Here is a 26,020-nt window from a genome sequence, read left to right as displayed (position 1 = left end):
ACATGAGCGGTCAACCGGCGAAGACCCCGCAGGGGCGGATGACGAGGGGCGCCATCGTCGACGCGGCGGCGGAGCTGATGTACGTCCACGGCGTCGCCGGGACGAGCGTCGACAAGGTGCTCGCGGCCAGCGGGGCCGGGAAATCGCAGATGTACCACTACTTCAAGAACAAGGATCAGCTCGTCGAAGCGGTCATCACCCGCTTCCTCGAAAACATCCTCGGCAACCAGCCGACCATCTTCGAGCTGCACGACTGGGCCGATTTCGACCAGTGGGCCAGGGAGATCCTGGCCATCCAGACCACGCCCAAGGGGCCGATCGCCTGCCCGCTGGGCAATCTCACCGGCGAACTCGGGGACGACCCCAAGATGGCGCCGCTGCTGGACAAGGCCTACCGCGAATGGGAGTCACATCTCCAGCGCGGCCTGGAATCGTTGCGGGAACAGGGAAAACTGGTCGAGGGCGCAGACCCGGCGAGGCTCGCGCAGGCCGCGCTGACCTGTGTGCAGGGCGGCCTGCTGATGGCCCACCTGCGCCACGACGTCACGCCGATCGCCGACGCGCTCAAGATCGCCTTGGACCACCTGAAGAGTCACGCTCGCCCGTGAGCGCGCCGACCTCGTCGGCGAGCGCATCGAGCACCTTCGCCACCGCGGGCCGTGAAGACGCACCGAGCCGGTAAACCGCCTCCACGTGCCGTGCCGCCTTGATCCCGGCGAGCGGACGGCAGACCAGACCGCTGCCGCGCCGGGTGTCCATTGTGTACCGGGGCAGGAGCGCGATCCCGTGCCCGGCGGCGACGAGCCGTTCGGTGATGCGGAAGTCGTTGATGCGCTGGACCACCTGCGGCCGCACCCCGGTGCGGATGATCAGCGACTGGAGGATGTCGTCCACCGGGAAGCCGGCGTTGACGCTGATCCAGCGTTCGTCGGCCAGTTCGGCGAGTTCGATGCGGCGGCGCTTCGCGAGCCGGTGCCCCGCCGGGAGCGCGACGTCGAGCGGTTCCCGCAGCAGATGCCGGGTCTCCAGCCGGTCCGAGCCGAGTGACGGCGCGTGCTCGTCCCGGTGCGCCACCACGATGTCGTAATCCGCGACGAGCCCGGGGACCTCCGGCGGGGTCATGTCGACGTCGCGCACGATGACGTCCAGGCCGTCGAATTCCGCCGTCCGGTGCAGCAGGCCCGGCAGCAGCATCAGCCCGGCGGACTGGAAGATCGCCACCCGGACCCGGCCGCGCGGGGCGCTGCGGTAAGTGTCCAATTCGGACTCCGCCCGCTCCAGCGCGGCGAGTACGTCGTCCGCGCGGGCGACCAGCGCGCGACCCGCGTCGGTCAGCCGCAGGCCGCGTCCGGCCGGTTCCGTCAGCGCGAGACCGACGTCACTCTGCAAGGCGCGCAGCTGCTGAGAGACCGCGGACGGCGTGCAGTGCAACGCTTTCGCGGCCGCCGTCACGCTGCCGCGATCAGCGAACTCCCGCAGGGTCCGCAACCGGCCGATGTCCATACCGCCAGCATATGTGAAGCCGAACTGAACGATCGCTGCAAATATTCTCGCTGGTCCTAAAGGGTCGTTCCACGTAAGAGTGAAGACATGCCCGCCCGCGATCGTCTGCTCGCCCTGTTCGTCGCCGTCCTCTGGGGCTGCAACTTCCTCGCCATCCACGCCACCCTCGGCCAGTTCCCGCCCGTCTTCGCCGGCGGGCTGCGCTTCGCGGTCATCGCGATCCCGACGATCCTGTTCGTCCCGTGGCCGAAGGTGAAGATCCGCCACCTGCTCGGCTACGGGCTGGGCTTCGGCACCGGGCAGTTCGTGTTCCTCTTCATCGCGATGGACACCGGTATGCCGACCGGTCTCGCGTCGCTCGTGCTGCAGGCGTCGGCCCCGTTCACCGTGCTGCTCGGCGCCGTCTTCCTGCGCGAACGCGTGTCCGGACGGCAGCTCGCCGGGATCCTGCTCGCCGTCGCCGGGATGGCGACGATCGCCTGGCAGCAGGCCGGGAACGCCGCCCTGCTGCCGGTGATCCTGACCCTGCTCGGCGCGCTGAGCTGGGCGTTCGGCAACCTGAGCACCCGGCAGGCGGCACCGGACAACCCGCTGAATTTCGTCCTCTGGATGTCCGTGGTGCCGCCGCTGCCGATGTTCGCGCTGTCGTTGGTCATGGAGGGCCCCGCCGAGATCGGGCACTCACTGAGCACGCTCGGCACGACGACCGGGCTGATCGGGCTCGGCGGCCTCGCCTACGTCGTGCTGTTCGGCACGATCGTCGGCTCCGGGATCTGGACGTCGCTGATGCGCCGCAACCCGGCGGGCGTGGTCGCGCCGTTCTCCCTGCTGGTTCCGGTGGTCGGGCTGTCGATGGCGTTCCTGGTCCTCGACGAGCGGCCTTCGCCGGTGGAGATCGTCGCGGCGGCCGTCGTCATCGGCGGCGTCCTGTTCGGCTCGACGAAACGCCGCGTGCGCGAACCGGATTTCCTCGCCGAAGCCGAAACGCCTCAGCCCACTGGCGTGCGGTGAGCCGTTTGGGCACGACGTCCCGGCCGGGCCTGGTGAACACCTGCCGCACGAAGTCCTGGTAGCGCGCACGATCCGCGTCGTCGACGAGCGGCCGCTCACGCCGGGTCACGGTGAGCAGACCGCCGTCGACGCCCGGCCTGGGGCGGAACGCCTCCGCGGGCACCCGGCCCGCCAGCCGGAAGTCGAACCACGGCCACCACTGCGCGGTCATCATGGTCGCGCCACCGACCCCGGCGCGGCGGCGCGCCACCTCCCACTGCATGAGCAGTACGGCGTCCGTCCAGCCGGGAGCGGCGAGGACGTGGCGCAGGGTCGCGGTGGTCAGGTGGAACGGCAGGTTCCCGACCAGCACATGGGGTGTCTTCGGCAACGGGAACCGCAGGAAGTCCGCGGTGACGATCTTCGTCGGCGGCTGGACGCGGCCCGCCAGCCGGGCGGTGCGGCGGTCGTCGATCTCGACGCCGGTCAGCGACCTGCCGAGCCGTTCCAGCGGCAGGGTCAGGGCGCCGTCGCCCGTGCCGAATTCGATGATCGGCCCGGTCGTGCCGCCGACGAGCTTCACGACGGTTTCGACGATGTTCTGGTCGATAAGGAAGTTCTGGCCGAGTTCATGACGGCCAGGACGCTGTGTGCGCAAGGGATCTCCGCGGCTTCGAGGTGAGCCGGGCAGCACGAGGCCCGCCCGGCGATGACTCGCTCGGGCGGCGGTTCCTTGCCGAAAGCCGGGAATCCGCCGCTAGGCGCGGCGGATCCGGGTGAACGCGGGGGCACACATGGCGGCGAAGCTACCTCGGAGCGGCAGCCTCCCGCCAACGGTTTTCTACGCGCCGATCCGGCTGGTGCCGAGATGCTCGACCGGACCGGCCAGCGCGGCCTTGACCCGGCGGGTGAGATCGTCGGTGAGCACCTCGGTCTCGCCCTTTTCGAGGCCGTCGACGACCTGGCGGGCGACGTCGCGCGGGTCGTTCTTGGGGATGTCGAGGCCCTGGGTCATGTCGGTGTCGGTGTAGCCGAGGTGCACACCGACCACCTGGGTGCCCTGCTCGGCGAACTCGATGCGGAGCGAATTGGTGAGCGACCAGAACGCCGCCTTCGACGCGCCGTACGAGCCCGAGCCCGCCGCCCACGACAGGACCGAGTGCACGTTGACCAGCGCACCACCGTCCTTGAGCTGCGGCGCAAACGCTTGCGCGACGCGCAGCGCACCGAAGACGTTCGTCTCGAAGACCGGGCGGTGCGCTTCGACGCCGTCGTTCAACAGCGAGCCGAGCCCGAGGACGCCGGCGTTGTTGAAGACGATCGTCACGTCTCCCGCCTTCTCGGCCAGCGCGCGGACGGATTCCGGGTCGGTGACGTCGAGCGGGAGCGGGACGATCCGCGGATCGGTCTCCTCGCGCGGCGACCTGGCGGTCGCGTAGACCTTGGCGGCGCCGCGGTCGAGCAGTTCGGCGACGAACGCCTTGCCGAGCCCGCGCTGCCCGCCGGTGACCAGGACGACGGCGCCTTCGATGGAGGTCATGACTTGCTCCCTTGACAGAAGTATTCGGCTTTTGCCTCTGTCGTCAGCATGGCGACGCGACTCGACAGAGTCAAGTACGCTTGACCTATGTCATGGACCGCGACGGACCGGTACCGGTTACGCACCGCCCCCTCGGGGCTGGCGCTCGTTCAGGACTTCCTCAACACCAAGGCGATCAAGACCTACGGCCTCGACCTGCTGAGCGACGCCGACCTGGCACGGCCTTGGGCCGCCGAGGCGCTGGCGGAATGGTCGCGAGCCCGGGACTCCGAGGCACCCGACATCTCGCTGGGACCGGGTGACCTTCGCGCTCTTCGCGACCTTCGCGCATCGTTCGTTTCGCTCGTGGACGGCGGCGAAACGGACCTCGGCAAGCCGATCAAGGCGGACCTCGACCTGCGCGACGGCGTCGTCCGGCTGTTCCCCTCCGGCACCGGACGGCAGTGGCTCGCTTCGGCGCTGTGGACGGAGACGCTGCTCGCGCAGCAGGCCGGGATCTGGTCGCGGCTGAAACTGTGCCGGCTCGACGGCTGCCGTTCGGCCTTCTACGACGTCTCGCGCAACAACAGCGGCGTCTGGCACGACGTGCGCACCTGCGGGAACGTCGCGAACCTGCGGGCCGCGCGGGAGCGGAAGAAGGCGCTCAGCCCAACGACGCCAGCGCCGACGGAATAGGGATCTCCCCGCCGATGACGTCGAAACCCTGATTCTCGGCGAGCGGCTCTTCCAGCGTCGCGACCAGGACGGCGGCGACGTCCGCGCGGGAGACGCGGCCCGGTTCGAGGTGCCCGGCGATCTTGACGTGGCCGGTGGGCTGATCGTCGGTGAGCGTGCCGGGCCGGACGATCGTCCAGTTCAGGCTCGAACGGCGCAGGACGCTGTCGGAGATCTGCTTCGCCATCAGGATCGACCGCACCAGGCGATCACCCTGATCCGGCGAATCCGCGAACTGCGCGGAAAGCTGCACGAACCGCGCGACGCCCGCCTTCTCCGCCGCGCGGATCGCGGTGATCACGCCGTCGCGGTCGACGAGGTCGACCGAGGCATGGTCGGGATCGGGCGCGCCGATCGCGCTGATCACCACTTCGGATCCGGCGAGCGCCTCGACGAGGTCGTCCGCGTCGGCGGTGACGTCCGCGACGACGGTTTCGGCGCCGAGCCCGGCGACCTGCTCGGCGCGGCGGCGGCTGCGCAAGCCCGCCCGCACCTGATGTCCCCGCCCCCGCAGGATCCGGACCACGTGGATCCCCGTCCGCCCCGACGCTCCCAGCACTGTGACCCGCATAACAGAGAGTCTGCCTGATGGCCGTACTCCCCGCATTTAGTCCTCTGAATGCGGACGGGCTTCGCGCCCTCGCCGACTGCACGCATTCAGAGGACTAAATGCGGGGAGCGCGTGAAGGCCCCCTTTCCGCGGCTGAGCCGAGGGAAGGGGGCCTTCACGCGCGTTCGGGACTAGAGGATCTCCGCCGCCGAGCCGACGTCCGGCAGTCCGCCGACGTCCGGGTTCAGCTCCCCGGCCTCGACGAGTTCCGCCTTGACCTCGTGCGGTTTGATCCGCCCGTCGCGGATGTCCTCCGCGTAGTGGCACGCGACCCGGTGCCCGGTGCCGATCTCCCGCAGCTGCGGGCGGTCGGTGTCGCACAGGCTCTGCTGCTTCCACGGGCACCGCGTGTGGAACCGGCAGCCGGACGGCGGCCGCGCCGGCGAGGGCAGGTCACCGGCGAGCAGGATCTGCTCGCGGGTGTCCTCCACCGTCGGGTCCGGCACGGGGATCGCCGAGAGCAGCGCCCGCGTGTACGGGTGCAGCGGGTTCTCGTACAGCGTGTCCGCGTCGGCCTCTTCGACCAGCGAGCCGAGGTACATCACGCCGATGCGGTCGGAGATGTGGCGCACCACCGCGAGGTCGTGCGCGATCACCAGGTAGGTCAGCCCGAGCTTCTCCTGCAGATCCTCCAGGAGGTTGACCACCTGCGCCTGCACCGAGACGTCCAGCGCGGACACCGGTTCGTCGGCGACGATCAGGTCCGGCTCGACCGCCAGTGCCCGCGCGATACCGATGCGCTGACGCTGACCGCCCGAGAACTCGTGCGGGTACTTCCGCAGCGCGGACTCCGGAAGTCCCACGGCGGCAAGGAGTTCGCGCAGCCGCTTGGCCGTCGCCTCCTTGTCCTTGTCGAGGCCGTGCGCCTTCATCCCTTCGGTCAGGATGGATTCCACCGACTGCCGAGGGTCCAAAGAGGACATCGGGTCCTGGAACACCATCTGCATCCGGCGGCGGGCCTTGCGCAGTTCCTCGCCCTTGAGCCCGGCCACGTCGGTGCCGTCGAAGACGACCTTGCCGTCGGTCAGCTCGGTCAGCCGGAGGATCGCCCTGCCCAAAGTGGACTTCCCGCAGCCGGATTCCCCGACCAGGCCGTAGGTCTCACCCCGGCGGATGGCCAGATCGACGCCGTCGACGGCGAACACGTGCCCGACCGTGCGGTCGACCACGATGCCGCGTTTGATCGGGAAGTGCACCTTGAGATCGTCGACCTCCAGGAGCACGTCCTGCGGCGGTACCGTGTGGGTCATCGGGCCCCTCCTCGTGCGGCCACGGCCGGGATCACCGGGTTGTGGCAGCGCAGCAGCCCGTTGCGATCCGGGGTCAGCTGCGGTGAAACCTCCCGGCACACGCCGAGAGCGTTCGGGCAGCGGGGCGCGAACGCGCAGCCGCCGTCCCACGGGATGTTGTCGGCGACGGATCCCTTGATGGGGATCAGTTTCTCGCCGCGGCCCGCGTCGAGACGCGGGATCGAGGCGAGCAGGCCGTGCGTGTAGGGATGCCGCGGCTCGGCGAACAACGCGTGCCGCTCCGCGCGCTCGACGATCTTGCCGCCGTAGAGCACGTTGACCTGGTCACAGAGACCGGCGACCACACCGAGGTCGTGCGTGATCATGATCAGCGCGGTCCCGGTGTCCTGCACCAGTTCCCGCAGCAGCGCGAGGATCTGCGCCTGGATCGTCACGTCGAGCGCGGTGGTCGGCTCGTCGGCGATGAGCAGCCGCGGACGGCACGCCAGCGCGATCGCGATCAGCGCGCGCTGCCGCATCCCGCCGGAAAGCTGGTGCGGGTATTCGGAAAGCCGCCGGGTCGGGTCGGGGATGCCGACCTTGTCCAGCAGTTCCGCCGCCTCCACCGACGCCGCCTTGCGCGCCATCCCGCGGTGCCGCTCCAGCACCTCGGTGATCTGCAGCCCGATCGGGATGACCGGGTTCAGCGAGGACAGCGGGTCCTGGAACACCATGCCGAGGTCGCGCCCCCGGCGGTCCCGCATTTCCTTGTCCGACAGGCGAAGCAGATCCGTGCCTTCGAACGACACGGAACCGCTGACCTGGTTGCCGCGCTTCGCGAGCAGCCGCATGATCGCCAGCGAGGTCACGGACTTGCCGCAACCGGACTCGCCGACGAGACCGACCGTCTGGCCGGGTTCGACGTCGAAACTGACCTCGTCCACCGCGGTGAACGGCTTCTCGCCGCGTCGCTGGAAAACGACCTTGAGGTCACGTACTTCAAGGAGAGCCATGAAAGATCACCGCCTGTTCTTCGGATCGAGGGCTTCCCGCAAGGACTCGCCGAGCAGGGTGAACCCGAGCGCGACGATGATGATCGCGATGGCCGGGTAGTACGCCAGCTCGGGACGGATGTCGAGGAACTGCCGGGCGCTGCGGCTCAGCATGATGCCCCATTCCGCCCGGTTCGGGTCCGGGTCGCCGAGACCGAGGAACGACAGCGCCGCCGCCTCGAGGATCGCGGTGGCCAGCGTCAGCGTGGCCTGCACGATGACCGGGCCGAGCGAGTTCGGCAGCATGTGCCGCAACACGATCGCCCCGCGTTTGACGCCGAGCGACGTCGCCGCGAGCACATGGTCGCTGTTTCTCTGCGCGAGCATCGAACCGCGCAGCAACCGCGCGAAGATCGGCACGCCGACCATCGACACGGCCACGATCACGGTCCACTGGCTCGGCTTCTGGAACAGCGCGGCGACCGAGATCGCCAGCAGCAGCGACGGCACGGACAGCATGACGTCGACGAGGCGCATCAGCACCGTGTCGACCCAGCCGCCGAAGGCACCGGCGAGACCGCCGATGATCATGCCGACCACGACGCCGATGACCGTCGCGAGCACACCGACCAGCAGTGTGTTCTGCGCGCCGACCAGCAGCCGCGAAAGGTAGTCGCGACCGAAGTCGTCGACACCGAGCGGGAAACCGGCCTGTGCGCCGGGGATGATGCCCTGGCCGAGGATGACCTCGCTCTGCAGGTACCGCTCGTACGGGTCCTTCGGCGCGATGAACGGTGCCAGGATCGCCAGCAGCAGGAACAGCAGGGTGATCACGCCACCGGTGATCGCGACCGGGCTCCGCAGCATGCGGCGGACCGCCTCACCGCCGAGGCTGTGCCCCTTCGCCGACGTCGCGGCGAGCTTGTCGATCGGTTCCTTCTTCTTGTTCAGCAATGTGTTCATCGGACACGCACCCTCGGGTCGATGAGCCCGTACGAGATGTCGACCAGCGTGTTCACCAGCACGTAGACCAGCGCGCCGAACAGCAGCAGCGCCTGCAGACGCGGGTAGTCACGCCGTTCGATGCCCTCGGCGAGCAGGAAGCCCAGGCCGCGGAAGTTGAACACGCGCTCGGTCAGCACGGCGCCACCGAGCAGCGCGCCGGTCTGCAGGCCGATGACGGTGACCACCGGCAGGAGCCCGTTGCGGAGCACGTGACGGCGCCGGACGATCGGCTGGGTCAGGCCCTTCGAGTTGGCCGTGCGGATGAAGTCCTCGTTCAGCACGTCCAGCACCGACGCGCGGGTGATCCGGACGATCACCGCGAGCGGGATGGTGGCGAGCGCGAACGCGGGAAGGATCAGGTGGGTGATCGCGTCCCAGGCGGCGTCCCATTCCTGGGTGATGATGCCGTCGAAGACCGCGAAGCCGGTGACGGTGGTGGCGTCGAGACCCGCCATCTGACGGCCCTGCGACGGAAGTCCGAGCGGAGCGGCCAGCGCGTCCTGCATCATGTAGCCGAGGAAGAACACCGGCACCGCGACCCCGACCAGCGAGAGCACGATGATGATGTTGTCGACGGCACCGCCGCGGAAACGGGCGGACAGGTAGCCGAACGGGATGCCGAGCCCCACCGCGATGAGCATCGCGCAGAAGCCGAGCTCGAGGGTGGCGGGGAGGAAGTTCCCGATCTCCGACATGACCGGCTGGGCGGAGACCAGCGAGTTGCCGAAATCGCCGGTGATCGCCCGGCCGAGGAACTTGAAGTACTGGACGAAGATCGGATCGTCGAGGCCGAGAAGCTTGTTCAGGTCGGCGATCTTCTCCGGGGTCGCCTTGTCACCCAGGAGGGCGCCGGCGGGGCCACCGGGCAGGGACCGGAGCCAGGCGAAGATCAAAATGGACAGGATCAAGAGCGTCGGTATCGCTTGTAGCAGCCGACGCACGAGAAAACGGAGCACGTGCGTTCCTTTGTTGCCAGCCCGGGATGGACTTCAGGGGGTGGGCGCGGTAGCACCCACCCCCTGAGCCACTAGTGGTGGAGGATCAGTTGACCGTGACGGTGTAGAAGCGCTCGTCGGTCAGCGGGCTGGCCACCAGACCCTTCACCTTCGGGCCGACGACGATCGCCGGGGGGCCGTAGGAGATCGGGATGGCGGGCAGGTACTCCATGATCTTCTGGTTCACTTCCTGGTACGCCTTGGTGTGCGCCTCGCCGGCGGGCGCGGCGTCCGCGGCCGAGATGGCCGAGAAGAGCTCCGGGTTGTTGAAGCCGAACTCCGGCTTCTCGCGACCGAAGAAGGTGCCGACGAAGTTACCGGCGTCGTTGTAGTCACCGGTCCAGCCGAGCAGGTGCACGTCCTGCTTGCCCGCCTTCTGGACGTCGTCCTTGTAGCCACCGTTCCACGGCTTGGCGATCGGCTCGACCTTGATGCCCATGGCCTTCATGTCCTCGGACAGCGAGGTGAAGATGTCCGCCGGGTTCGGCATGTACGGCCGGGTGACCTCGGTCGGGTAGTAGAACTTCAGGGTCATGCCCTCGGCGCCGGCTTCCTTCAGCAGGTCTTTCGCCTTCTGAAGGTTGTAGTCGTACTTGGTGACGTTCTCGTTGTAGCCGTCGATCGCCTTCGGCACGAACTGGGTCGCGGTCTCGGCACCCTCGGGGAGCTTCGACTTCACGAACTGGGCGCGGTTGAGGCCGTAGGCCAGCGCCTGGCGGACCTTGAGGTCCTTCAGCTTCGGGTTGTTCTTCTGGTTGATGCCCAGGTACAGGATGTTGAACGACGGGCGGATGAGCACCTGCTCGCCGTCGTTGCGCAGCAGGCCGTAGTCCGCGGGCGACGGGTAGTCGTAGCCCTGGATGTCGCCGGCCTTGAGCGCCTGCTTGCGGGCGTTCTCGTCCGGGATGACCTTGAAGACCAGCTTGTCGAGCTTGGCCGTCTGGGTCGGCGAGTCGGTGGCCTTGGAGAGCGTGATCTCACCCTTGGCCTGGTCCCAGCTCTCGAACTTGAACGGGCCGGTGCCGGTCGGGTGCTTCAGCGCGTACTCGGGGTACTGGAACGAGTCACCGCTCTGGGTGACCTGGTCCGCGTTGTACTTCTTCAGCGCGTCCGGGCTCTGGATCGAGAACGACGGCAGCGTGAAGGCGGCCGGGAAGGCACCCTTGGCCTTGTTCAGGTTCAGGACGGCGGTGGACTCGTCCTTGACCTGGCAGTCCTTGAACACCGGGGCGCCGGAGGCGTCACCCTCGTTCTTGGCGAAGCCCTCGAAGACGTCGCCGTAGTAGATCATCTGGCTCTGGGCGGCGGCGCCCTTCATGTTGAACATGCGGTTGAAGTTGAAGCAGACCGCTTCGGCGTTGAACGGGGTGCCGTCGTGGAACTTCACGCCCTTCTTCAGGCTGAAGGTCCAGGTCTTGCCGTCGTTGCTGCCTTCCCACTTCTCCGCCAGGCCGGGCTCGAGGTCCGCGGTCCCCGGCTTGTTCATGATCAGGGTGTCCATCATCTGGCGGATGATGCGGAAGGTCTCACCGTCGTCGTTGAAGAGCGGGTCGAAAGTCTTCGGGTTACCGGCGGCGCCGAAGACCATGGTGCCTCCCGAGCCACCCCCTGCGCCTTCTTCACGCTTCGATTCGGCACAGGCGGAAATGGAGACCGCGAGTGCGCCGGCAAGCCCGATCAGGGCCACACGGCGTGCTCGGGTCACCCGCAGTTGCTGCATCTGGCACCCCTTGAGGAGATTTTCGGTGTTTAGGCACCGTCCGGTCGGTCGGTAACTCGAACTCCACGGACGATCGGTGTGCCCGCCGACACTAGCGGGAACTCAGCCCGCACTTAAGCACGCGAGGTTACGATCGCGCTACACGACGGCCAATACGACCGCAAAGTGTCCGCAATTCCGGACGGAGTGTAATCAATTCCCGACCACTAACGCGCAGAGTGCCGGGTCACTGACTCAAATGGGTGTCCACCACTACAACCAATGGGTGCCGGAGGAAACAGGACATCGGCAGGACATTGGGTCCCGGTTCTCGCGTGATTGAAGGCGGAACTCGCGTAACACGCGAGTGCGGCGTCCAAGCACGCGAGTCACGTCCCTGATCACGCCGCTCCTGTGTGCCGAACGGTCCTCACCACTCACGACAGGTGACCACGCGATCCGCCGCGGCCCTGGTCCCGTCGACGGCGAACCACCCCCGCTCGAACAGCTGCCAGCGCCGCAGTTCCGCCCTGGATCCTTCGCCGTCCCGCTCGGCGGCGCGGTCGAGACGTTCGGCCTCGCTGCCGCCATCGAGCCAGGTCAGCAGGGACAACGCAGGCCGCATCCGCGCACGGCCACTGGAAACGCCTTCCAGCACCAGGACCTCGGGGACCGGGATCTCGACCTCTTCACCCGGCAGTGGGACGCCAGTGGACCAGTCCACTCGCCGGTAGCGGCCGGGCCTGCCCGCGCGCAGCGGTTCCAGCACACCGGACTCCAGCCGCGGCCACCACGAAACGGGTTCGTCCCAGGTGGCGAACTCGTCGGTGCTCACCAGCGCGACCCGGACGCCCCGGCCGGCGAGTTCGGCCACGATCTTCCCGGCCAGCGTGGACTTCCCGGAGCCGGAAGGTCCGTCGACGGCGAGCACGCGGACGGCGCCCAACCTCGGCGGGGCGGCGAAAAGGGCGTCGATCAGCGTGCGCGCGCGGGGCTCACTTCGGGGAGCCCTTTGACGTTGTCGGGCGTGGCCGTCCGTGCTTCGAGCGCGGCGACGCGTTCTTCCAGGTCACGCTGGGCGTCGGCGAGCTCGCAGCGGAGCAGCGCGATCTCCTCGACGGAGGTCCGGACCTCTTCTTCGAGGTGACCGACCTCGGTCGACAGATGCAACGCGACCAGTGCCAGCACGACACCGGCCAAGAGGAATACGAAGTTCGACGGCGTCTGCACGCCGGTTATCCGCGCCATGAAGTCGGCGGCCTGCGGAACGAGGGCGAGCACGACCACGCCGACGGCGAGGACGAGCCAAACACCCGCGTACTTTTCCCGCAGTTTCCGCCGCCGCATCATCTCGAGGACGACGAACAGCACCAGACAGGCGACGACGATGCTGAGAATGCGCCAGCCAGCCATAATCAGCTCCTTTTACGCCGAATCCGACGAGTCGACGGCGGGGCGGCGGCGCACGAGCGCCAGCAGCAGGGCGAGTCCGGCGCGGCCGAGGTAGACGGCCGATTTCACCGGCGAATGGCTCGGTGTGCCACCGGCCCGTTCCCGCATGATCACCGGGATTTCCTTGATCTTCAGTTCGGCGCGGATCGCCATCACCAGCGATTCGACCGTGTCGCCGAGGTATTCGGCCGGGTAGTACGCGGCGAACAGTTTGATCGCACGCGGGCCCATCGCCTTGAACCCGGAGGTCACGTCGGTGAGCTTGGTCTTCCCGAGCCGGGAGAAAACGACCGAGAGCACGACCATCGCGTATTTCCGCGGGCCGCTGGCCTTGTACGAACCCTTGCCGGCGAACCGCGAACCGATCGCGATGTCGGCGTCGTCGAGCGCGTCCAGCAGGGCGGCGACCTCGTTCGGGTCATGCTGGCCGTCCGCGTCCACCTGCACGACGACGTCGTAGCCGCGGGCGGCCGCGTACCGGAAGCCGGTGCGCATCGCCCCGCCGACGCCGAGGTTCACCGACAGGCGGGCCACCTCCGCGCCCGCCGCGCGGGCGAGCTTGGCCGTGTCGTCGGACGAACCGTCGTCGACCACCAGCACGTCCATGCCCGGCAAGGACTGCTTGACCTGGGAAATGACCGCGCCGACACTGGCCTGCTCGTTCAAAGCAGGCATCACGATGAGTACGCGGCGGGTGGTCACGGACGTACTGGACACTGGATCACTCTATCTTCTTACTGGCCGTGAGCGGTGTCGGACCCGGCGGGGGCGCCGGCGGCGACCACACCTTGCTGACCTTCGATTTCGTAAACCGACGCGTCGAGGTTGTGGAAGACGCGCTTGAAACCCGGAGTGATGTCGAGCCGCTGGAGACCCACCGCGGACTGCGCGTTGGGGGCCACCTTGCCCTTGCCGACCAGCACGTAGCGCACCTTGAGGTCGGTGAGCGCCTCGCGCACGCGCGGGTCGCGGTTGATGTCGTTGAGGAACACGCTCAGCCAGCCCGGCTTGGTGGTGAACTCGGCGCCGTAGTTGGTCCACTCGACCGGCTGGACCCCGGCGAGCGCGTACATCCACACCGAGCCGTCGGCCTTGTCGTTCATCACGCGCTCGCCCGGCACGACGTGCTTCCCGAGCCAGGCGTAGGCCTCTTCCTCGCCCTTGCTGACCGAGGGACCTTCCGTGCCGTAGTTCATCGCGAGCCGCGCGGAGTTGCGGCCGATGTAGCCGCCCCGGCTCAGCACCGTGACGACGAGACCGACCACCAGCGCGCCCGCGATGGCCGCGGTGAACGGGTTCAGGTTCGGTTTGCGCTCGCCGATCTTCTCGGCGAACTTGCCCGACGCGGTGTGCACGAACTCGCCGAACGCGACGGCGCCGGCCAGCGGCACGAGCGCGCCGATCCGCCAGTGGTCGTTGTAGAACACGCCGGTCAGGGTGTGGATGAGCGGGGTCTCCAGCGAGATCGTCGCGGCGAACAGGCCGCCGAGCACCACGTACGCGCCGACCATCCAGAGCATCCGCCGGTGCTTGACCAGGAAGAACACGCCGATGATCGCCGGGATGCCGATCCACCACTGCGGGAACGACGCCATCGGCGAGAACGTGATCGTCTGCCCGAGCGCGCCGGACACACTGGTCTCGGAGGCCCAGAACGCGCTCGTCACGCCGCCGGCGTTGTAGAGCGCGGGAAGGACCTGTGGCACGCCGAGCACGACCGCCATCACGATCGTCGCGATCAGCGAGGCGGCGCTGCGGCGCCAGCTGATCTTCTCGAAGCGGAACAGCACCGCGAGCAGGATCAGCAGGAAGTAGACCATGATCACGAAGATCAGGCTGGTGTGCAGGCCGGCCAGCCCGGCGACGCCGACGCCGATCGCGAGCGGTCCGGCGACGCCGTTCGGCTTGAGCAGCAGGCGGGCGAGCGCGAGCATCGCGGGGACGAGCGCCACACCGGCGACGTACGGCCACAGCGGACCGCGCCACAGCGAGTCGTACGGGAACGCGGTGAACCAGGTGGACACGGCCGCCGCGGCCGCGGTCGCGAGAACCGGCATCCGCCAGGCACGGCACATCGCCGCGACACCGACCGGGACGGTCAGCACGACCATGAGCGCCGCCAGGTTCAGCGTCGGCATCATCGTCAGGCCGCCCTTGCCGAAGACCAAGGCGAGCAGCGCGTGGTAGGTGTCCGGGTAGAAGTAGTCGGTCTGGTTCGGCAGGTTCGCGATGGTGCCGACGGTCGACGCGCGCGCGTCACCGTGTTCGGCGATCCAGCGCACGAGGTTGCCGTGGAAGGGGGCGTCCCAGCCCTGCTGGACGTTCTCCAGGCTGCGCGAGCCGCGCAGGAAGGTCACCGTGCCGACGCCGAGACCGACCAGGACCCCGGCACCGATCAGCAGGTGGTCGCGCGGGGAACGCTTCGAATCGTCGTCGTCTTCGTCCTCGGCCCAGTCCGGGTGCCGCTTCGCGGTGAAGCGGAGCACGAGGAAAGAGAGCGCGAAACCGACGACGGACAGCAGGAGCACCCAAAGGCCGACGTTCAGCATCGTCCAGCGGATGCCGAAGCGGCCGAGGATCGGGATGCCGATGGCGACGAGGCCGAAGGTCAGCAGCGGGGCCGCGGCGGCGAGGGTCCAGCCGCGCAACCGGATCGCGGCACCGAAGACGAGCCCCGGCAGCCAGAACGCCAGCAAGACCAAAAGAACGTTCATCGAATTCGCTGTCCAACCCTATTCGGCGTCAAGACGCCACCCGCTCGCGGCGCGCGATGGCGCGGCCACACTATCGAGACGTTTCGGACGGTCGCGCGTTGCCCGGCCCGGGCGTGCCCCTCACCACGAACGCCATCACGACCAGCAGGCCGACGGTGGGTCCGGCGGCGAGCCCGACGACGGCGCGCACGACCGTGTCGCCGGGGAAGAACAGCAGGACCAGCGCGGTCGCGACGACGACGGCGGCCCAGGTGATCAGCACCTTCGTCGCCTTGGCCTGCGCGACGAGGACTGCGGCGAGCAGCTGCATCGCGGCCAGCAGCACCGAAGACCAGACCAGTCCGGCCATCCACCAGGCCTCGGGATCGTTCTTGGCGCCGTAGACCAGGCGCACCACCCACGGGCCGATAAGCCAGCCGATCAGCGCGCCGAGCGCCGCGAGCGCCAGCGCGCCCGCCGAACCGAGCGCGAGCAGCTTCCGCAGCCGGTGCTTGCCCTCCTCGGTGCTGGACAGGCGCACCACGGTCGGGACCGCGAGGGCCTGGACCGGCGCCATCAGCGTGAGCGGCGTCCTCGCCACGAACAGGGCGAGGAAGAGCACGCCGAGCGCGTCCTTGTCACCGCCGGGCGCGAGCAGGCTGACCAGCGCCGGGTAGCCGGTGATGACGCTCGCGGTGAGCCCCGCGCCCGCCAGCAGCATCAGCATGTTCGTGACGATCGGCCGCGCGGGCTCGTCGGCGTCCAGCTTCGGGTCGACCAGCTTGGCGGCGCCGCGGGCGAACAGCAGCCAGGCGAACGAGCCGGTCGCGGCGGCGATGGCGAACCAGTACAGCTGGGTGAGCCCGGCGACCACCAGCGCGGCGACCACGAGGATCCGCACGGCGGCCTCGACCAGGATCAGCCATGAGTAGGACCGGACGTGGTCCTGGCCGATCAGCAGACCGCGCGCGGCGAACTGGAAGGCGAACGACAGCCCGCCCGCGAGCACGATCACGGCGAGCGCGAACTGGCCGCCGTAGACCTTGTCGGTCACCGCCGGGATCAGCGTGAACAGGGCCGCGACGGCGACCGCGACCAGACTGGTGACGAAGGCGAGCACCGCCGGGCGGCCCGCCTTGCGGCCTTCGAGCGCGGCGTGCGCGGACTGGCGCGAGATCTCCTGTTCGAGCGGGGACAGGGCCGCGCCCAGCCCCATCAACATGCCCCAGAAGGAGAGCAGGACCGCGTTGTCCGCAGGCGACAGCGTCCGGCCCCAGACGACGGTGAGGACGTAGCCGAGCGCGATGGCGATCAGCAGGTAGACACCGATACGGCCGGCGGATTTCCCGGTGTCCTTGGCCAGTTTTTCGCTGCTCACCGCGCTGCTCATTTACGGAGCCGCGCCCGCAGCGCCATGAAGAGGCCTCGGAGTGCCCCGGCGCCGAAGCCGGCGGCGAAGACCGGGGTGAGCTGGGCGACGGCCTTGGCCTCGGCCTTGGTCGCGCCGAACTTCGTCACCGCGAACCCGGCGGCCGTCGACCCCGCGGCGGCCAGCGCGACGGCGGTCTTCGGGCGCTTCGCGGCGACACCGAGACCGAGCACGCCGACGGCCATCGCGGCGAACAGGCCGTTGCGCGCGGGCCCGGGCGACGCGAGATACGAATCGACGAACGTGGTGCCGCGGAAATACGACTGCCCGACGAACTTCTTGAACGAATCGCGGCCGTGATAGGTCGCGGAGAAGTCCGGGGCGAGGAAGATGCGGTGGCGTTCCGCGATCCAGCGCAGAACACCCGTGTCGTCACTGGCGAAACGGACGTCTTCGAAGAGCGACTCGAACGCGTTGGACGAATCCTCGAGAACGTCCTTCGGCGCGGAAAAGAATCCGGTGCCTTTCGGGAAGACGTCGAACTCCTCGATACCGAACGACATCAACCGCGGGTTCGCGCAATAACGGCGCCACGGGATCTTGACCAGCCCGGCCATGAATCCCGCGTACGGATTGTGTTCGGACGCGACGTTGATGTGACCGTTCCACACCGTGCGCTCGGGGTGGTCGACGAGCTGGTCGCGGAGGAAGGTGAGCGAACCCGGGTCGACGATCACGCGGCTGTCGAGCAGCAGGATCTGCCGCCCCGACGCCTTCGCGATACCCGCGCGGCGGGCTTCGAACCGGCCGCTGTTCGGCTGGGTGAGCACGGTGATGCCGTACAGCTCCTGCAGCTTGGCGAGCTTGCCGCCGGTGCCGTCGGTGCTGCCGTCGTCGACCACGACGACCTCGACCGGCCAGTTCGCCACCTGTGCCGACGCGATCAGCGCGCCGACACTGCGGTCGATCCAGTCCTGCTCGTTGTAGACCGGGATCACGACGGACAGGGCCGGGAGGAGCGAATTCGCACTCACCCCGGCGAGGCTACCTTGCGCGGCCCACCAGTATCCTTCGGGCACCGCAGACCCCGACAGAATGGCTCTTCCGGTGATTTCCTTCATTCTCGGCACCACGGCGGAACTGATCAAAATCGCGCCGGTCTACCACGGCATCCTCGAACGCGGGGTCCGGCCGAAGATCTGGTTCACCGCCCAGCACGTCGACGAGGTCTCGGACGTTCTCGCCGACCTGGACCTCCCCGAGCCCGACGTCTGGCTCGTGCCGAAGGAGAAGGCGCACAACCTGGAGTCGCCCGCGCAGGTGCCGGGCTGGGCCGCGCAGGTGCTGCGGACCGCGTGGGGCCGCCGGGCCGAGCTGAAGGCCGCGCTGGTCGAGGACGGGCGTCCGCCGCTGGTGCTGGTGCACGGCGACACCTTCACCACGCCGTACGGCTCGCTCATCGGGAAGCGGATCCTCAAGTCGCGAGTCGGGCACGTCGAGGCGGGTGCGCGGTCGGGCAGCATCATGTCGCCACTGCCGGAGGAGCTGAACCGGAAGATCGCAGCGAAGATCGTCGACATGCACTTCGCGCCCAGCGCGCGTGAGGTGAACAACCTCCGCAACGCCCGCGGCGTCGTCGTCGACACCGAGGCGAACACCGCGATCGACGCGATGCGGATGGCCATCAACGGGCCGCTCGACGTCGAGGGCCTGCCGGAGAAGTTCGGCCTCGCCACCCTGCACCGCTTCGAGCTGGTCTCGCGCGCGGACAAGTACCGCGAGGCGCTGGAGATCCTGCGCGAGCAGAGCAAGCAGATGCCGATCCTCTACATGGCGGGCGCGCCCGAGCGCGAGAAGATCCGCGCGCTCGGCCTGGCGAACCTGTTCGACGAGAAGAACTTCATCATCCAGCCGAAGATGCGGTACCTGAAGTTCCTGCCGCTGGTCGCGCGCGCCGAGTACGTCGTCACCGACTCGGGCGGCCTTTCGGCCGAGTGCTACTACCTCGGCCTGCCGTGCGCCGTGCACCGCGAGCGCACCGAGACGCCGCAGCACCTCGGCGAGACCGTCGTGCTGACCGAGATGCGCGGGGACAAGCTGCAGAACTTCCTCGACACCTACCAGAACCGGCGCGGCGAGTCGTGGGTCGACAAGTTCCACCCGTCGGAGATCATCGTCGACACTCTCGCGCGGCTGAGCTACTGCTGACGCTTCGCGCTCGCTCACGAATGTCATGAAAGGGCCGTTCAGGACGTTTTTCGTCCTGAACGGCCCTTTCATGACATCTGGAGCTAGAAGCTAAAGAGCCCGCCGTCCCGAGAGCGCCCGGCCCAGCGTCAGCTCGTCCGCGAACTCCAGGTCACCGCCCATCGGCAACCCCGACGCCAACCGCGTCACGGTCAGCCCGGGGAAGTCGCGAAGCATCCGCACGAGATACGTCGCGGTCGCCTCGCCTTCGGTGTTCGGGTCGGTCGCGATGATGATCTCGCTGATCTCCGCGCCACCGATCCGCGCGAGCAGCTCCCGCATGCGCAACTGCTCGGGTCCGATACCGGACAACGGGTCCAGCGCGCCGCCGAGCACGTGGTAGCGGCCCTTGAACTCGCGCGTCCGCTCGACCGCGAGGACGTCCTTCGGCTCCTCGACCACGCAGATGACCGTGAGGTCGCGGCGGGTGTCGCGGCAGATCCGGCAGGTCTCCTGCTCCGAGACGTTGCCGCAGACCTCGCAGAACTGCACGCCTTCCTTGACCTTGCCAAGCACTTCCTGCAAGCGCGCGATATCCGCGGGATCGGCGGCCAGCAGGTGGAAGGCGATCCGCTGCGCGCTCTTGGGACCGACGCCGGGCAGCCGCCCGAGCTCGTCGATCAGATCCTGGACGACACCCTCGTACAAGCTAGCCGCCGAGCCCGGGGAAGCCGCCGAGATCCGGCATCCCGCCGCCGAGGCCGCCGGCGAGCGGGCCGAGCTTCTGCTCGGTGAGCTTCTGCGCGTTGGCCGAAGCGTCGCGGACGGCCGCGACGACCAGGTCGGACAGGGTCTCGACGTCGTCGGGGTCGACCACCTTGGGGTCGATGGACAGCGACTTGAGCTGGCTGTCGCCGGACACGGTCGCGGTGACCAGGCCGCCGCCGGAAGTGCCGGTCACCTCCGTGTTGGCCAGCTCTTCCTGGGCCTCGACCAGCTTCTGCTGCATCTGCTGTGCCTGCTGCATGATCTGCGACAGGTCGAAGCCGCCACCGGGTTGCACCATGATCCGATCGGTCCTCTCCTGGAAAATCCCGTGCCGCCTACCAGCCTAGCCGCCACCCGTGTGGCACCGTGGGCGCCGTGCGACGACGGATGGGCCTGGTGCTGGCGATCGGATTGACGCTGTTCACGGCGTGCGGGGTGGACACCCCCGCGTCTTCGCCGTCGAGTCCGCCGCCACCCGGCACCACCACGGTGTTCACCACCCTGCCGCAGCCGAACCCCACGACGAGCGCTCCGCCATCGAGCGCGCCTCAGCCGCCTCCGAGCAGCCAGCAGCCGCCGAAAACCGGCAAGGTCGTCGTGCTGGATCCCGGGCACAACGGTGGCAACTCCGGCAGACCCGGCGAGATCAACAAGCAGGTCCCGGCGGGGCGCGGCAAGACGAAACCGTGCAACACCACCGGAACCTCGACGAATTCCGGCTACACCGAGCACGCGTTCACCTGGGACGTCTCGCAGCGGATCTCGCAGGCGTTGGTGGCCAAGGGAATCCGCGTCATCCTCACCCGGCAGAACGACACCGGCGTCGGACCGTGCGTCAACGAACGCGCCGCGATCGGGAACGACGCCGGGGCGGACGCGGTCGTGTCGATCCACGCGGACGGCTCGAATTCCGCCGGGGCGCACGGTTTCCACGTCGCCTACTCGGCGCCGCCGCTGAACGCCCAGCAGGGTGAGCCCTCGATGAGGCTCGCGACCGCGTTGCGGGACGGCCTCCGCACGGGCGGCTTTCCGACCTCGACGTACCTCGGTGCGAACGGGCTCGCCCCGCGCGCCGACCTCGGCGGGCTCAACCTCTCGACCCGACCCGCCGCGCTCGTCGAATGCGGGAACATGCGCAACGCCGCCGAGGCCGCCGCGATGGCGAGCGAAGAGGGACGGCAGCAGTACGCGGCCGTCATCGCGAAGGCGATCGAGGACTACCTCGCGGCGTCGTGAGTGGCGTTACGGGTTAGGGCCAAGGCTGCCTTCGGTACCTACTGAATGCGGGTGGCCGTTGGCCGCCGGTCCGTGAAGGCCTCCTTCCCTACCCTGAAGGTAGGCAAGGAGGCCTTCACGGACTTGCGGATCGCCACCCGCGGCTCTGCGACACCACCAGCCCCAGCAGCCACAGCAGATGCGCGTCTCGTGAGTGGTAAGGACGGTTAGAACCGTCCTTACCACTCACGACCAACGGGACCTAAGGCTTGAGCAACACCGGGCTGCCGGTGACCTCGACGGAGCCCGATTCGGTCACCGCCCGTGTCCCGTCGAGCCGTTCCGCGCTGCCCGGCGCCGACAGCCGCACGGTGCCCGAGGGCGCCCACGCGATCCGGAACTCCACGCCGTCGCGCGTGAACCGGCATCGCCACAGGTTCTCCGGCAGTCCGGCCCGCGTGCCCTCGCCGCAGGACCGGATCTTCGCGCCGTCGAGCCAGCGGCCGAGCCGTTCGACATGGGCGGCGGCGCGGGTCGGCGGCCCGCCCGCCGGCTGGAGCACGATCGGCACGCGGTCGCTTCCCCAGTTGTAGAAATACATCCGCTTGAAGCGGGCGTAGAGGCCGGTCAGGAAGATGCGCGCGGCGTAGTCCGCGGCGACGGCGGGATCGACCGGCGGCTGCAACGGGACGTCGAAATCGGGGCCGGTGCTCCACAGGTTCGCGTGCCCGCCGGCGCGGTGGAAACTCCGCTGGATCTCGTCCGCGACGGCGAGCATCGTCTCCGGCGGGTCCGCCATCCTGCCCGGATGCAGTTTGACCGCGGCGGCGTCGCAGCTTTCGTAGCCGCGGAGTTCGCCGAACCGCTCCATGACCCGCCGATACGCGGGGTCGGCGAGGTGCCCCATCGAGGGGCAGACCACGGTGGCGCCGGGATCACCCGCCTTGATGATCCGGTTCGCCCGCCGGACCATCTCCACCAGCCGTTCGACCGGACCGGTGAAGTACTTGGGGTGGTTGGCCATGTCCCACAGCTCGTAGGACTCGATCCGGCCGCGATACCGCTCGACCACCTTCCCGACGAACGCGTCCCAGTCCGCGAGGTCTTCGGGTGGTGCCGCCCGGGAACCGTCCGGGTAGGCCGACGGCGGTCCGCCCGGCGCCGCCCAGCCGGGGGTGCCGCCGAAGACGTACAGCACCGGGAGCCCTGCCCGGTCTGCCCCATCGACCAGCCTGTCCAAAGTGGACCAAGCCGGCCTGCCGCGTTCCGGTTCGAGGTTCTGCCAGCGGGTTTCCGAATCCCAGAGCCGGACCGCGCCGACGCCGAACGTCGGCATCAAGCCGGTCTCGCTGTTCGTCGTCACGCCGAAGAACGCACTGTCCACAGGGGACGGGAACTCGGTCCACATCGGGGCGTGGAGCGCCGGCGCGACCGGTTCCGCCGCGGGCACCGCGCTCGCCCCGACCGCGGTGACCATGACGAGCGACGCCAGCAGCGGCCACCACCCGATCCGGTTCCGCCCTCTCGGCTCAGGGACCGGATGCGGGGCGGGAGGCGCGGACACGATCTCTCCCCGTGCCGCGTCCGCGCGTTCCCACAGCCGGAAGAGCTTCGACAGCTCGTCACGCTCGGCCTCGCAGATCGTCGCGATCCGTTCCAGCGGGCCGAACGCGGCCGGCACGCTGACACCGCTGCAGTAGCGGTGGACGGTCGACCGGCTCAGATGCGCCTTGGCGCCGATCCGTTCGTAGCTGTGCCCGCTACGCCGTTTCAGCCCTTCGAGCAGTTCCGCCAAGGCCCGGCCGTGTTCTCCTCCTGCCATGGGTCCCTCCCCCGGATGGTGCCCACGAAGCGTCACCGATGCCCCGCGAACGGGACACACCTTTTCGTCCCAGCGCAAACATCACCGCGCCCCGGCCTCCCGGATTAGGCCGATCGGCTTGTCTCGGCGGATCTGGCACGTTTGAGTTGTCGCCGGGGAAGAAAATGCCGTCTTGAGGGGGACCAGGCATGACTCTGCGCATGATCTTCGATCGGAAGGATCTCCAGGGGATCCGCATAGCCGACGCACCGGACCCGCTGTGGGAGCTGGTTCTCGGTTCGCATCAGCTGCGAGAGGACCGCCCGTCGGCCTGGCGGCAGCGGGTCCAGCAGAACCTGCGTCAGAACGAGGAAGCGGCACGATCGCTGAAGACGCTGTTCACTCTCGTCCCACCGAAGGGGAACTTCCCCGATTTCCTGACCCCGCCCACGACGGCGGGCTCCTTCGAAGGCGGGCTCGAAGCGGTGGCGTGCACCCCTCGCGGACGACTGTGCGCCGATCTCCGGACCGTGTTCACCGGCAATGCCCCGACCTGGGTGAAACGGCTCGCCGACGGCGATCGCGACGAGGTCCACGGGGTCGTCGGCGCGCTGCGCGACGCGTACGACCTGGTGATCGCGCCGGTCTGGCACAGCATGCGCGAAACCGTCGCCGCCGACCGGGCCCGGCGGGTCCGCACGCTGGCCTCCGAGGGCACCGGAGCGATGATGCGCGGCATCCCCGGCGTCCGCGGTTGGGACGGCGAGGTGCTGGAAATCGCCTACCCCCGGCAGCGGACCGTCCATCTCGGCGGCCGGGGGCTGACCTTGATCCCGAGCCGGTTCTGCGCGAACACGCCGGTGACCTTCATCGATCCGGCGTTGCCGCCGGTGCTGCTGTACCCCGCCGGCCCGACGAGCGCCCGTCCGGGGGACGTGTCCCCCGAACTGGTGGCGCTTCTCGGCCGGACCCGCGCCGAAAGCCTCGGCGCGCTGCGTGTCCCGCGTACGACCAGCAAGCTGGCCTCAAGCCTCGGCACCTCGATCGGCACGGCCAGCAAACAGGCCACCGTGCTGCGCGAGGCCGGGCTCGTCGCCAGCGTCCGGCAGGGCAGCGCCATCCTGCACCACCTCACCCGGCTCGGCAGCGCGCTGCTCGCCGGGGAACTCGACGAGTCACCCTGACCCGCATTTCGTCCTCTGGATGCGGTCCTTGCGCGTGCAACTACCGCATCCAGAGGACTACTTGCGTTCGTCGAGGGGGCGGGCGTTGAGATGGTCGGCGAGCAGCTTTCGCGCGATCTCTTCCGGATCCTGCTCGGGCGGGAGCGGCGGAGGCGGCGGCGCGGGGCTCGCGTCCTCGTTGTAGAGGTCCTCGTCCTCCTCGACCGGCTCGGGCGGGAGTGGGATGTCCGGCTCGCTCGTCGTCACCTTCGGCCGCTGAGGCTCCGGCTTCGGGGTGGGAGGCGCCGGAGGCGCGCTGGGCGCTTCGGCGGACCGGCGGGTGAAGGATCGCTCGGGCGCGGGTGGCGGCGGCGCGGCCTTCGGCGCGGCGGCCTGCCGGGCCGGTGCGGCGCCGTGGACGCAGCGCACCTGCCAGTCGCCGCCGAAGACCTCCTTCAGCGCGGCCGCGACCCGCTCCGCGTTGTGCGGCTCGGAAAGCCGCCGGGCCAGCGGCTCCGCGCTGTGGGTGAGGGTGACGGCGCGCCCCTCGACGCTCACGACGCTCGCCTGCGTGAGCATCGCTTCGGTGCTGCGGCCGCCCGGCACCTTGCGGATCGCGGCGAGCACCTGCGGCCAGCGGCCGCGGATCCCGTCCGCGTCGGTCGCATCGCCCGAAGCCGCGGCCGGGGCTGGCGCGGGTGCGGCGGGCGGCGGGGTCGGCGCGGAAGGACGTTGCGGAGCGGGTCGCTCGGCGACCGGCTCGGGTCGCGCGGCGGGCTGAGGGGCCTGTTGCGCCGGAGCGGGCGTAGCGGCGCGTTGCGACGGCCGCTGGAACTCGCGGACGGGCTCCCCCGAGGGCGGAGCGGCCGGTGCGGGCGCGGACTGCGCCACCGGAGCGGCTTGAGCGGGAGCGGCGGCGACGGGTGCCGGGGCCGAAGCGGCGCGGCGCTCGAGCCGTTCGAGTCGGGCGAGCAACGCGTCGGTGCTCTCCGCGACCGACGGCAGCAGCATCCGCGCCGTCAGCAGCTCCAGCACGAGCCGCGGTGAGGTCGCGCCCCGCATCTCCAAGAGTCCATTGTGGACGATGTCGGCGTAGCGCGAGAGCGTGGCGGGCTCCAGTTTGCCCGCCTGCTCCTTCATCTTCTTGAGCTCGTCGTCCGGCGCGGAGACGAGGCCGCGCTCCCCCGCGTCCGGCACCGAACGCAGCAGCACCAGGTCGCGCAGGCGGTCGAGCAGGTCGGTGGCGAACCGGCGCGGATCGTGCCCGGCCTCGGCGAGCCGCTCGACGGTGCCGAACACGGCGGCCGCGTCGTCCGCGGCCAGCGCGTCGACCATGCCGTCGATGAGCGCGACGTCGGTGACGCCCAGCAGCGACACCGCGCGCGAGTAGTCGACGCCGTCCGGGCCGGCTCCCGCCAGCAGCTGGTCGAGCACCGACTGCGTGTCCCGCGCCGAACCCCCGCCCGCGCGGATGACCAGCGGATACACCGCGGGCTCGACCTTCGCGCCCTCGGCGGCGACGTTGCGTTCCAGCAGCTCGCGCATGGAGCTGGGCGGGATCAGCCGGAAGGGGTAGTGGTGCGTCCGCGACCGGATGGTGGGGAGCACCTTGTCCGGTTCGGTGGTCGCGAAGATGAAGATCAGGTGCTCCGGCGGCTCTTCCACGATCTTCAGCAGGGCGTTGAAGCCCTGCGTGGTGACCATGTGCGCCTCGTCGATGATGAAGACGCGGTAGCGCGAGTCGGCCGGGGCGTAGAACGCCCTGTCCCGCAGCTCGCGGGCGTCGTCGACACCACCGTGGCTGGCCGCGTCGAGCTCGGTGACGTCGACGCTGCCGGGGCCCTCGGGCGCGAGGTTGCGGCACGAGTTGCACTCGCCGCACGGATCCGGCGTCGGGCCCTTCGCGCAGTTCAACGACCGCGCCATGATGCGGGCGCTGGACGTCTTGCCGCAGCCGCGCGGGCCGGAGAAGAGGTAGGCGTGGTTGATGCGACCGGCGGCCAGCGCGGTGCGCAGCGGATCGGTCACATGCTCCTGCCCGACGACCTCGGCGAAGGTAGCCGGACGGTACTTTCGGTACAGCGCTAATGCCACG

Annotated in this window: 25 protein-coding genes; 6 read left to right on the top strand and 19 right to left on the bottom strand. The window is 69.2% G+C overall.

What is annotated here, in order from left to right; all coding sequences use genetic code 11:
• Positions 1 to 2 precede the first annotated feature (2 nt).
• Complete coding sequence (locus DMC64_RS08690; protein ID WP_370323673.1) at positions 3 to 608, top strand: TetR/AcrR family transcriptional regulator; 606 nt, start codon at positions 3 to 5, stop codon at positions 606 to 608.
• Here the strand turns inward: DMC64_RS08690 and DMC64_RS08685 are convergent.
• A complete protein-coding gene (locus DMC64_RS08685) occupies positions 565 to 1,503 on the bottom strand; it encodes a LysR family transcriptional regulator (RefSeq protein ID WP_037334963.1) in 939 nt (312 codons plus the stop codon). The two genes, DMC64_RS08690 and DMC64_RS08685, sit on opposite strands and share 44 nt — an antisense overlap.
• Before the next feature lie 87 nt (positions 1,504 to 1,590).
• On the opposite strand from DMC64_RS08685, the gene DMC64_RS08680 reads away from it, so the two are divergent.
• A complete protein-coding gene (locus tag DMC64_RS08680; protein ID WP_037334961.1) occupies positions 1,591 to 2,514 on the top strand; it encodes an EamA family transporter in 924 nt (307 codons plus the stop codon).
• Here the strand turns inward: DMC64_RS08680 and erm are convergent.
• Both erm and DMC64_RS08670 read right to left on the bottom strand, forming a co-directional pair.
• Positions 2,417 to 3,151, bottom strand: a complete 735-nt coding sequence (gene erm / locus DMC64_RS08675; protein WP_125733138.1) for a 23S ribosomal RNA methyltransferase Erm — start codon at positions 3,149 to 3,151, stop codon at positions 2,417 to 2,419. The two genes, DMC64_RS08680 and erm, sit on opposite strands and share 98 nt — an antisense overlap.
• Positions 3,152 to 3,334: 183 nt before the next feature.
• Positions 3,335 to 4,033, bottom strand: coding sequence for an SDR family oxidoreductase (locus DMC64_RS08670; RefSeq protein WP_125733137.1), 699 nt, complete (start codon positions 4,031 to 4,033; stop codon positions 3,335 to 3,337).
• Positions 4,034 to 4,120: 87 nt separating this feature from the next.
• On the opposite strand from DMC64_RS08670, the gene DMC64_RS08665 reads away from it, so the two are divergent.
• Complete coding sequence (locus DMC64_RS08665; RefSeq protein ID WP_125733136.1) at positions 4,121 to 4,708, top strand: CGNR zinc finger domain-containing protein; 588 nt, start codon at positions 4,121 to 4,123, stop codon at positions 4,706 to 4,708.
• On the opposite strand, the gene DMC64_RS08660 is transcribed toward DMC64_RS08665, so the two are convergent.
• The 12 genes from DMC64_RS08660 to DMC64_RS08605 all read right to left on the bottom strand — a co-directional run bounded on the left by DMC64_RS08660 (position 4,677) and on the right by DMC64_RS08605 (position 17,825).
• Complete coding sequence (locus tag DMC64_RS08660; protein ID WP_125733135.1) at positions 4,677 to 5,318, bottom strand: SDR family oxidoreductase; 642 nt, start codon at positions 5,316 to 5,318, stop codon at positions 4,677 to 4,679. The genes DMC64_RS08665 and DMC64_RS08660 overlap by 32 nt on opposite strands.
• Positions 5,319 to 5,488: 170 nt before the next feature.
• A complete protein-coding gene (locus tag DMC64_RS08655) occupies positions 5,489 to 6,607 on the bottom strand; it encodes an ABC transporter ATP-binding protein (protein ID WP_037334948.1) in 1,119 nt (372 codons plus the stop codon).
• Positions 6,604 to 7,599, bottom strand: coding sequence for an ABC transporter ATP-binding protein (locus DMC64_RS08650; RefSeq protein ID WP_125733134.1), 996 nt, complete (start codon positions 7,597 to 7,599; stop codon positions 6,604 to 6,606). Before DMC64_RS08650 ends, DMC64_RS08655 begins: the two co-directional genes overlap by 4 nt.
• Before the next feature lie 6 nt (positions 7,600 to 7,605).
• The gene (locus tag DMC64_RS08645) at positions 7,606 to 8,541 is read right to left on the bottom strand and encodes an ABC transporter permease (RefSeq protein ID WP_037334943.1); all 936 of its coding nucleotides are present in this window, start codon (positions 8,539 to 8,541) and stop codon (positions 7,606 to 7,608) included.
• Positions 8,538 to 9,539 (bottom strand): ABC transporter permease, encoded by a 1,002-nt coding sequence (locus DMC64_RS08640; RefSeq protein ID WP_037334940.1) that lies wholly within the window; start codon positions 9,537 to 9,539, stop codon positions 8,538 to 8,540. The genes DMC64_RS08645 and DMC64_RS08640 overlap by 4 nt, the downstream gene beginning before the upstream one ends.
• Before the next feature lie 85 nt (positions 9,540 to 9,624).
• Positions 9,625 to 11,166, bottom strand: a complete 1,542-nt coding sequence (locus tag DMC64_RS08635) for an ABC transporter substrate-binding protein (RefSeq protein WP_081975726.1) — start codon at positions 11,164 to 11,166, stop codon at positions 9,625 to 9,627.
• A gap of 541 nt (positions 11,167 to 11,707) precedes the next feature.
• Positions 11,708 to 12,256, bottom strand: a complete 549-nt coding sequence (locus tag DMC64_RS08630) for a uridine kinase (RefSeq protein ID WP_125733133.1) — start codon at positions 12,254 to 12,256, stop codon at positions 11,708 to 11,710.
• Entirely contained in the window at positions 12,253 to 12,690 is a 438-nt protein-coding gene (locus DMC64_RS08625) for a DUF2304 domain-containing protein (RefSeq protein ID WP_016337936.1), read from the bottom strand. Before DMC64_RS08625 ends, DMC64_RS08630 begins: the two co-directional genes overlap by 4 nt.
• Before the next feature lie 12 nt (positions 12,691 to 12,702).
• The gene (locus DMC64_RS08620) at positions 12,703 to 13,446 is read right to left on the bottom strand and encodes a glycosyltransferase family 2 protein (RefSeq protein ID WP_016337937.1); all 744 of its coding nucleotides are present in this window, start codon (positions 13,444 to 13,446) and stop codon (positions 12,703 to 12,705) included.
• Positions 13,447 to 13,463: 17 nt separating this feature from the next.
• On the bottom strand, positions 13,464 to 15,443 hold the full coding sequence (locus tag DMC64_RS08615) for a DUF6541 family protein (protein WP_125733132.1): 1,980 nt from the start codon (positions 15,441 to 15,443) through the stop codon (positions 13,464 to 13,466).
• 70 nt (positions 15,444 to 15,513) lie between these two features.
• Complete coding sequence (locus DMC64_RS08610; protein ID WP_125733131.1) at positions 15,514 to 16,812, bottom strand: hypothetical protein; 1,299 nt, start codon at positions 16,810 to 16,812, stop codon at positions 15,514 to 15,516.
• A complete protein-coding gene (locus DMC64_RS08605; protein ID WP_037334926.1) occupies positions 16,809 to 17,825 on the bottom strand; it encodes a glycosyltransferase family 2 protein in 1,017 nt (338 codons plus the stop codon). The genes DMC64_RS08610 and DMC64_RS08605 overlap by 4 nt, the downstream gene beginning before the upstream one ends.
• Before the next feature lie 61 nt (positions 17,826 to 17,886).
• Here DMC64_RS08605 and DMC64_RS08600 point away from each other — a divergent pair, with 61 nt between their 5' ends.
• Positions 17,887 to 18,999, top strand: a complete 1,113-nt coding sequence (locus tag DMC64_RS08600; RefSeq protein ID WP_125733130.1) for a UDP-N-acetylglucosamine 2-epimerase — start codon at positions 17,887 to 17,889, stop codon at positions 18,997 to 18,999.
• A 90-nt stretch (positions 19,000 to 19,089) separates the two neighbouring features.
• Here DMC64_RS08600 and recR read toward each other — a convergent pair whose 3' ends face one another.
• Both recR and DMC64_RS08590 read right to left on the bottom strand, forming a co-directional pair.
• Positions 19,090 to 19,686 (bottom strand): recombination mediator RecR, encoded by a 597-nt coding sequence (gene recR / locus DMC64_RS08595; RefSeq protein ID WP_005166260.1) that lies wholly within the window; start codon positions 19,684 to 19,686, stop codon positions 19,090 to 19,092.
• Position 19,687: 1 nt separating this feature from the next.
• Positions 19,688 to 20,044, bottom strand: a complete 357-nt coding sequence (locus DMC64_RS08590; RefSeq protein ID WP_007035126.1) for a YbaB/EbfC family nucleoid-associated protein — start codon at positions 20,042 to 20,044, stop codon at positions 19,688 to 19,690.
• An 89-nt stretch (positions 20,045 to 20,133) separates the two neighbouring features.
• On the opposite strand from DMC64_RS08590, the gene DMC64_RS08585 reads away from it, so the two are divergent.
• Positions 20,134 to 20,982 carry an N-acetylmuramoyl-L-alanine amidase gene (locus DMC64_RS08585; protein ID WP_125733661.1) on the top strand — a complete coding sequence of 283 codons (849 nt, stop codon included), beginning with the start codon at positions 20,134 to 20,136 and terminating at the stop codon, positions 20,980 to 20,982.
• Between the two features lie 241 nt (positions 20,983 to 21,223).
• Here the strand turns inward: DMC64_RS08585 and DMC64_RS08580 are convergent, their stop codons facing one another.
• Complete coding sequence (locus DMC64_RS08580) at positions 21,224 to 22,783, bottom strand: helix-turn-helix domain-containing protein (RefSeq protein ID WP_125733129.1); 1,560 nt, start codon at positions 22,781 to 22,783, stop codon at positions 21,224 to 21,226.
• A gap of 188 nt (positions 22,784 to 22,971) precedes the next feature.
• On the opposite strand from DMC64_RS08580, the gene DMC64_RS08575 reads away from it, so the two are divergent.
• The gene (locus tag DMC64_RS08575; RefSeq protein ID WP_125733128.1) at positions 22,972 to 23,946 is read left to right on the top strand and encodes a helix-turn-helix transcriptional regulator; all 975 of its coding nucleotides are present in this window, start codon (positions 22,972 to 22,974) and stop codon (positions 23,944 to 23,946) included.
• 57 nt (positions 23,947 to 24,003) lie between these two features.
• Here the strand turns inward: DMC64_RS08575 and DMC64_RS08570 are convergent, their stop codons facing one another.
• Positions 24,004 to 26,019, bottom strand: coding sequence for a DNA polymerase III subunit gamma and tau (locus DMC64_RS08570; protein ID WP_125733127.1), 2,016 nt, complete (start codon positions 26,017 to 26,019; stop codon positions 24,004 to 24,006).
• Position 26,020: the final 1 nt, after the last annotated feature.

The organism is Amycolatopsis sp. WAC 04197 (assembly GCF_003947475.1).
GTDB lineage: Bacteria > Actinomycetota > Actinomycetes > Mycobacteriales > Pseudonocardiaceae > Amycolatopsis > Amycolatopsis japonica.
Note: the sequence above shows the minus strand (reverse complement) of the source record. Positions and strands in the feature narration are given on the sequence as shown.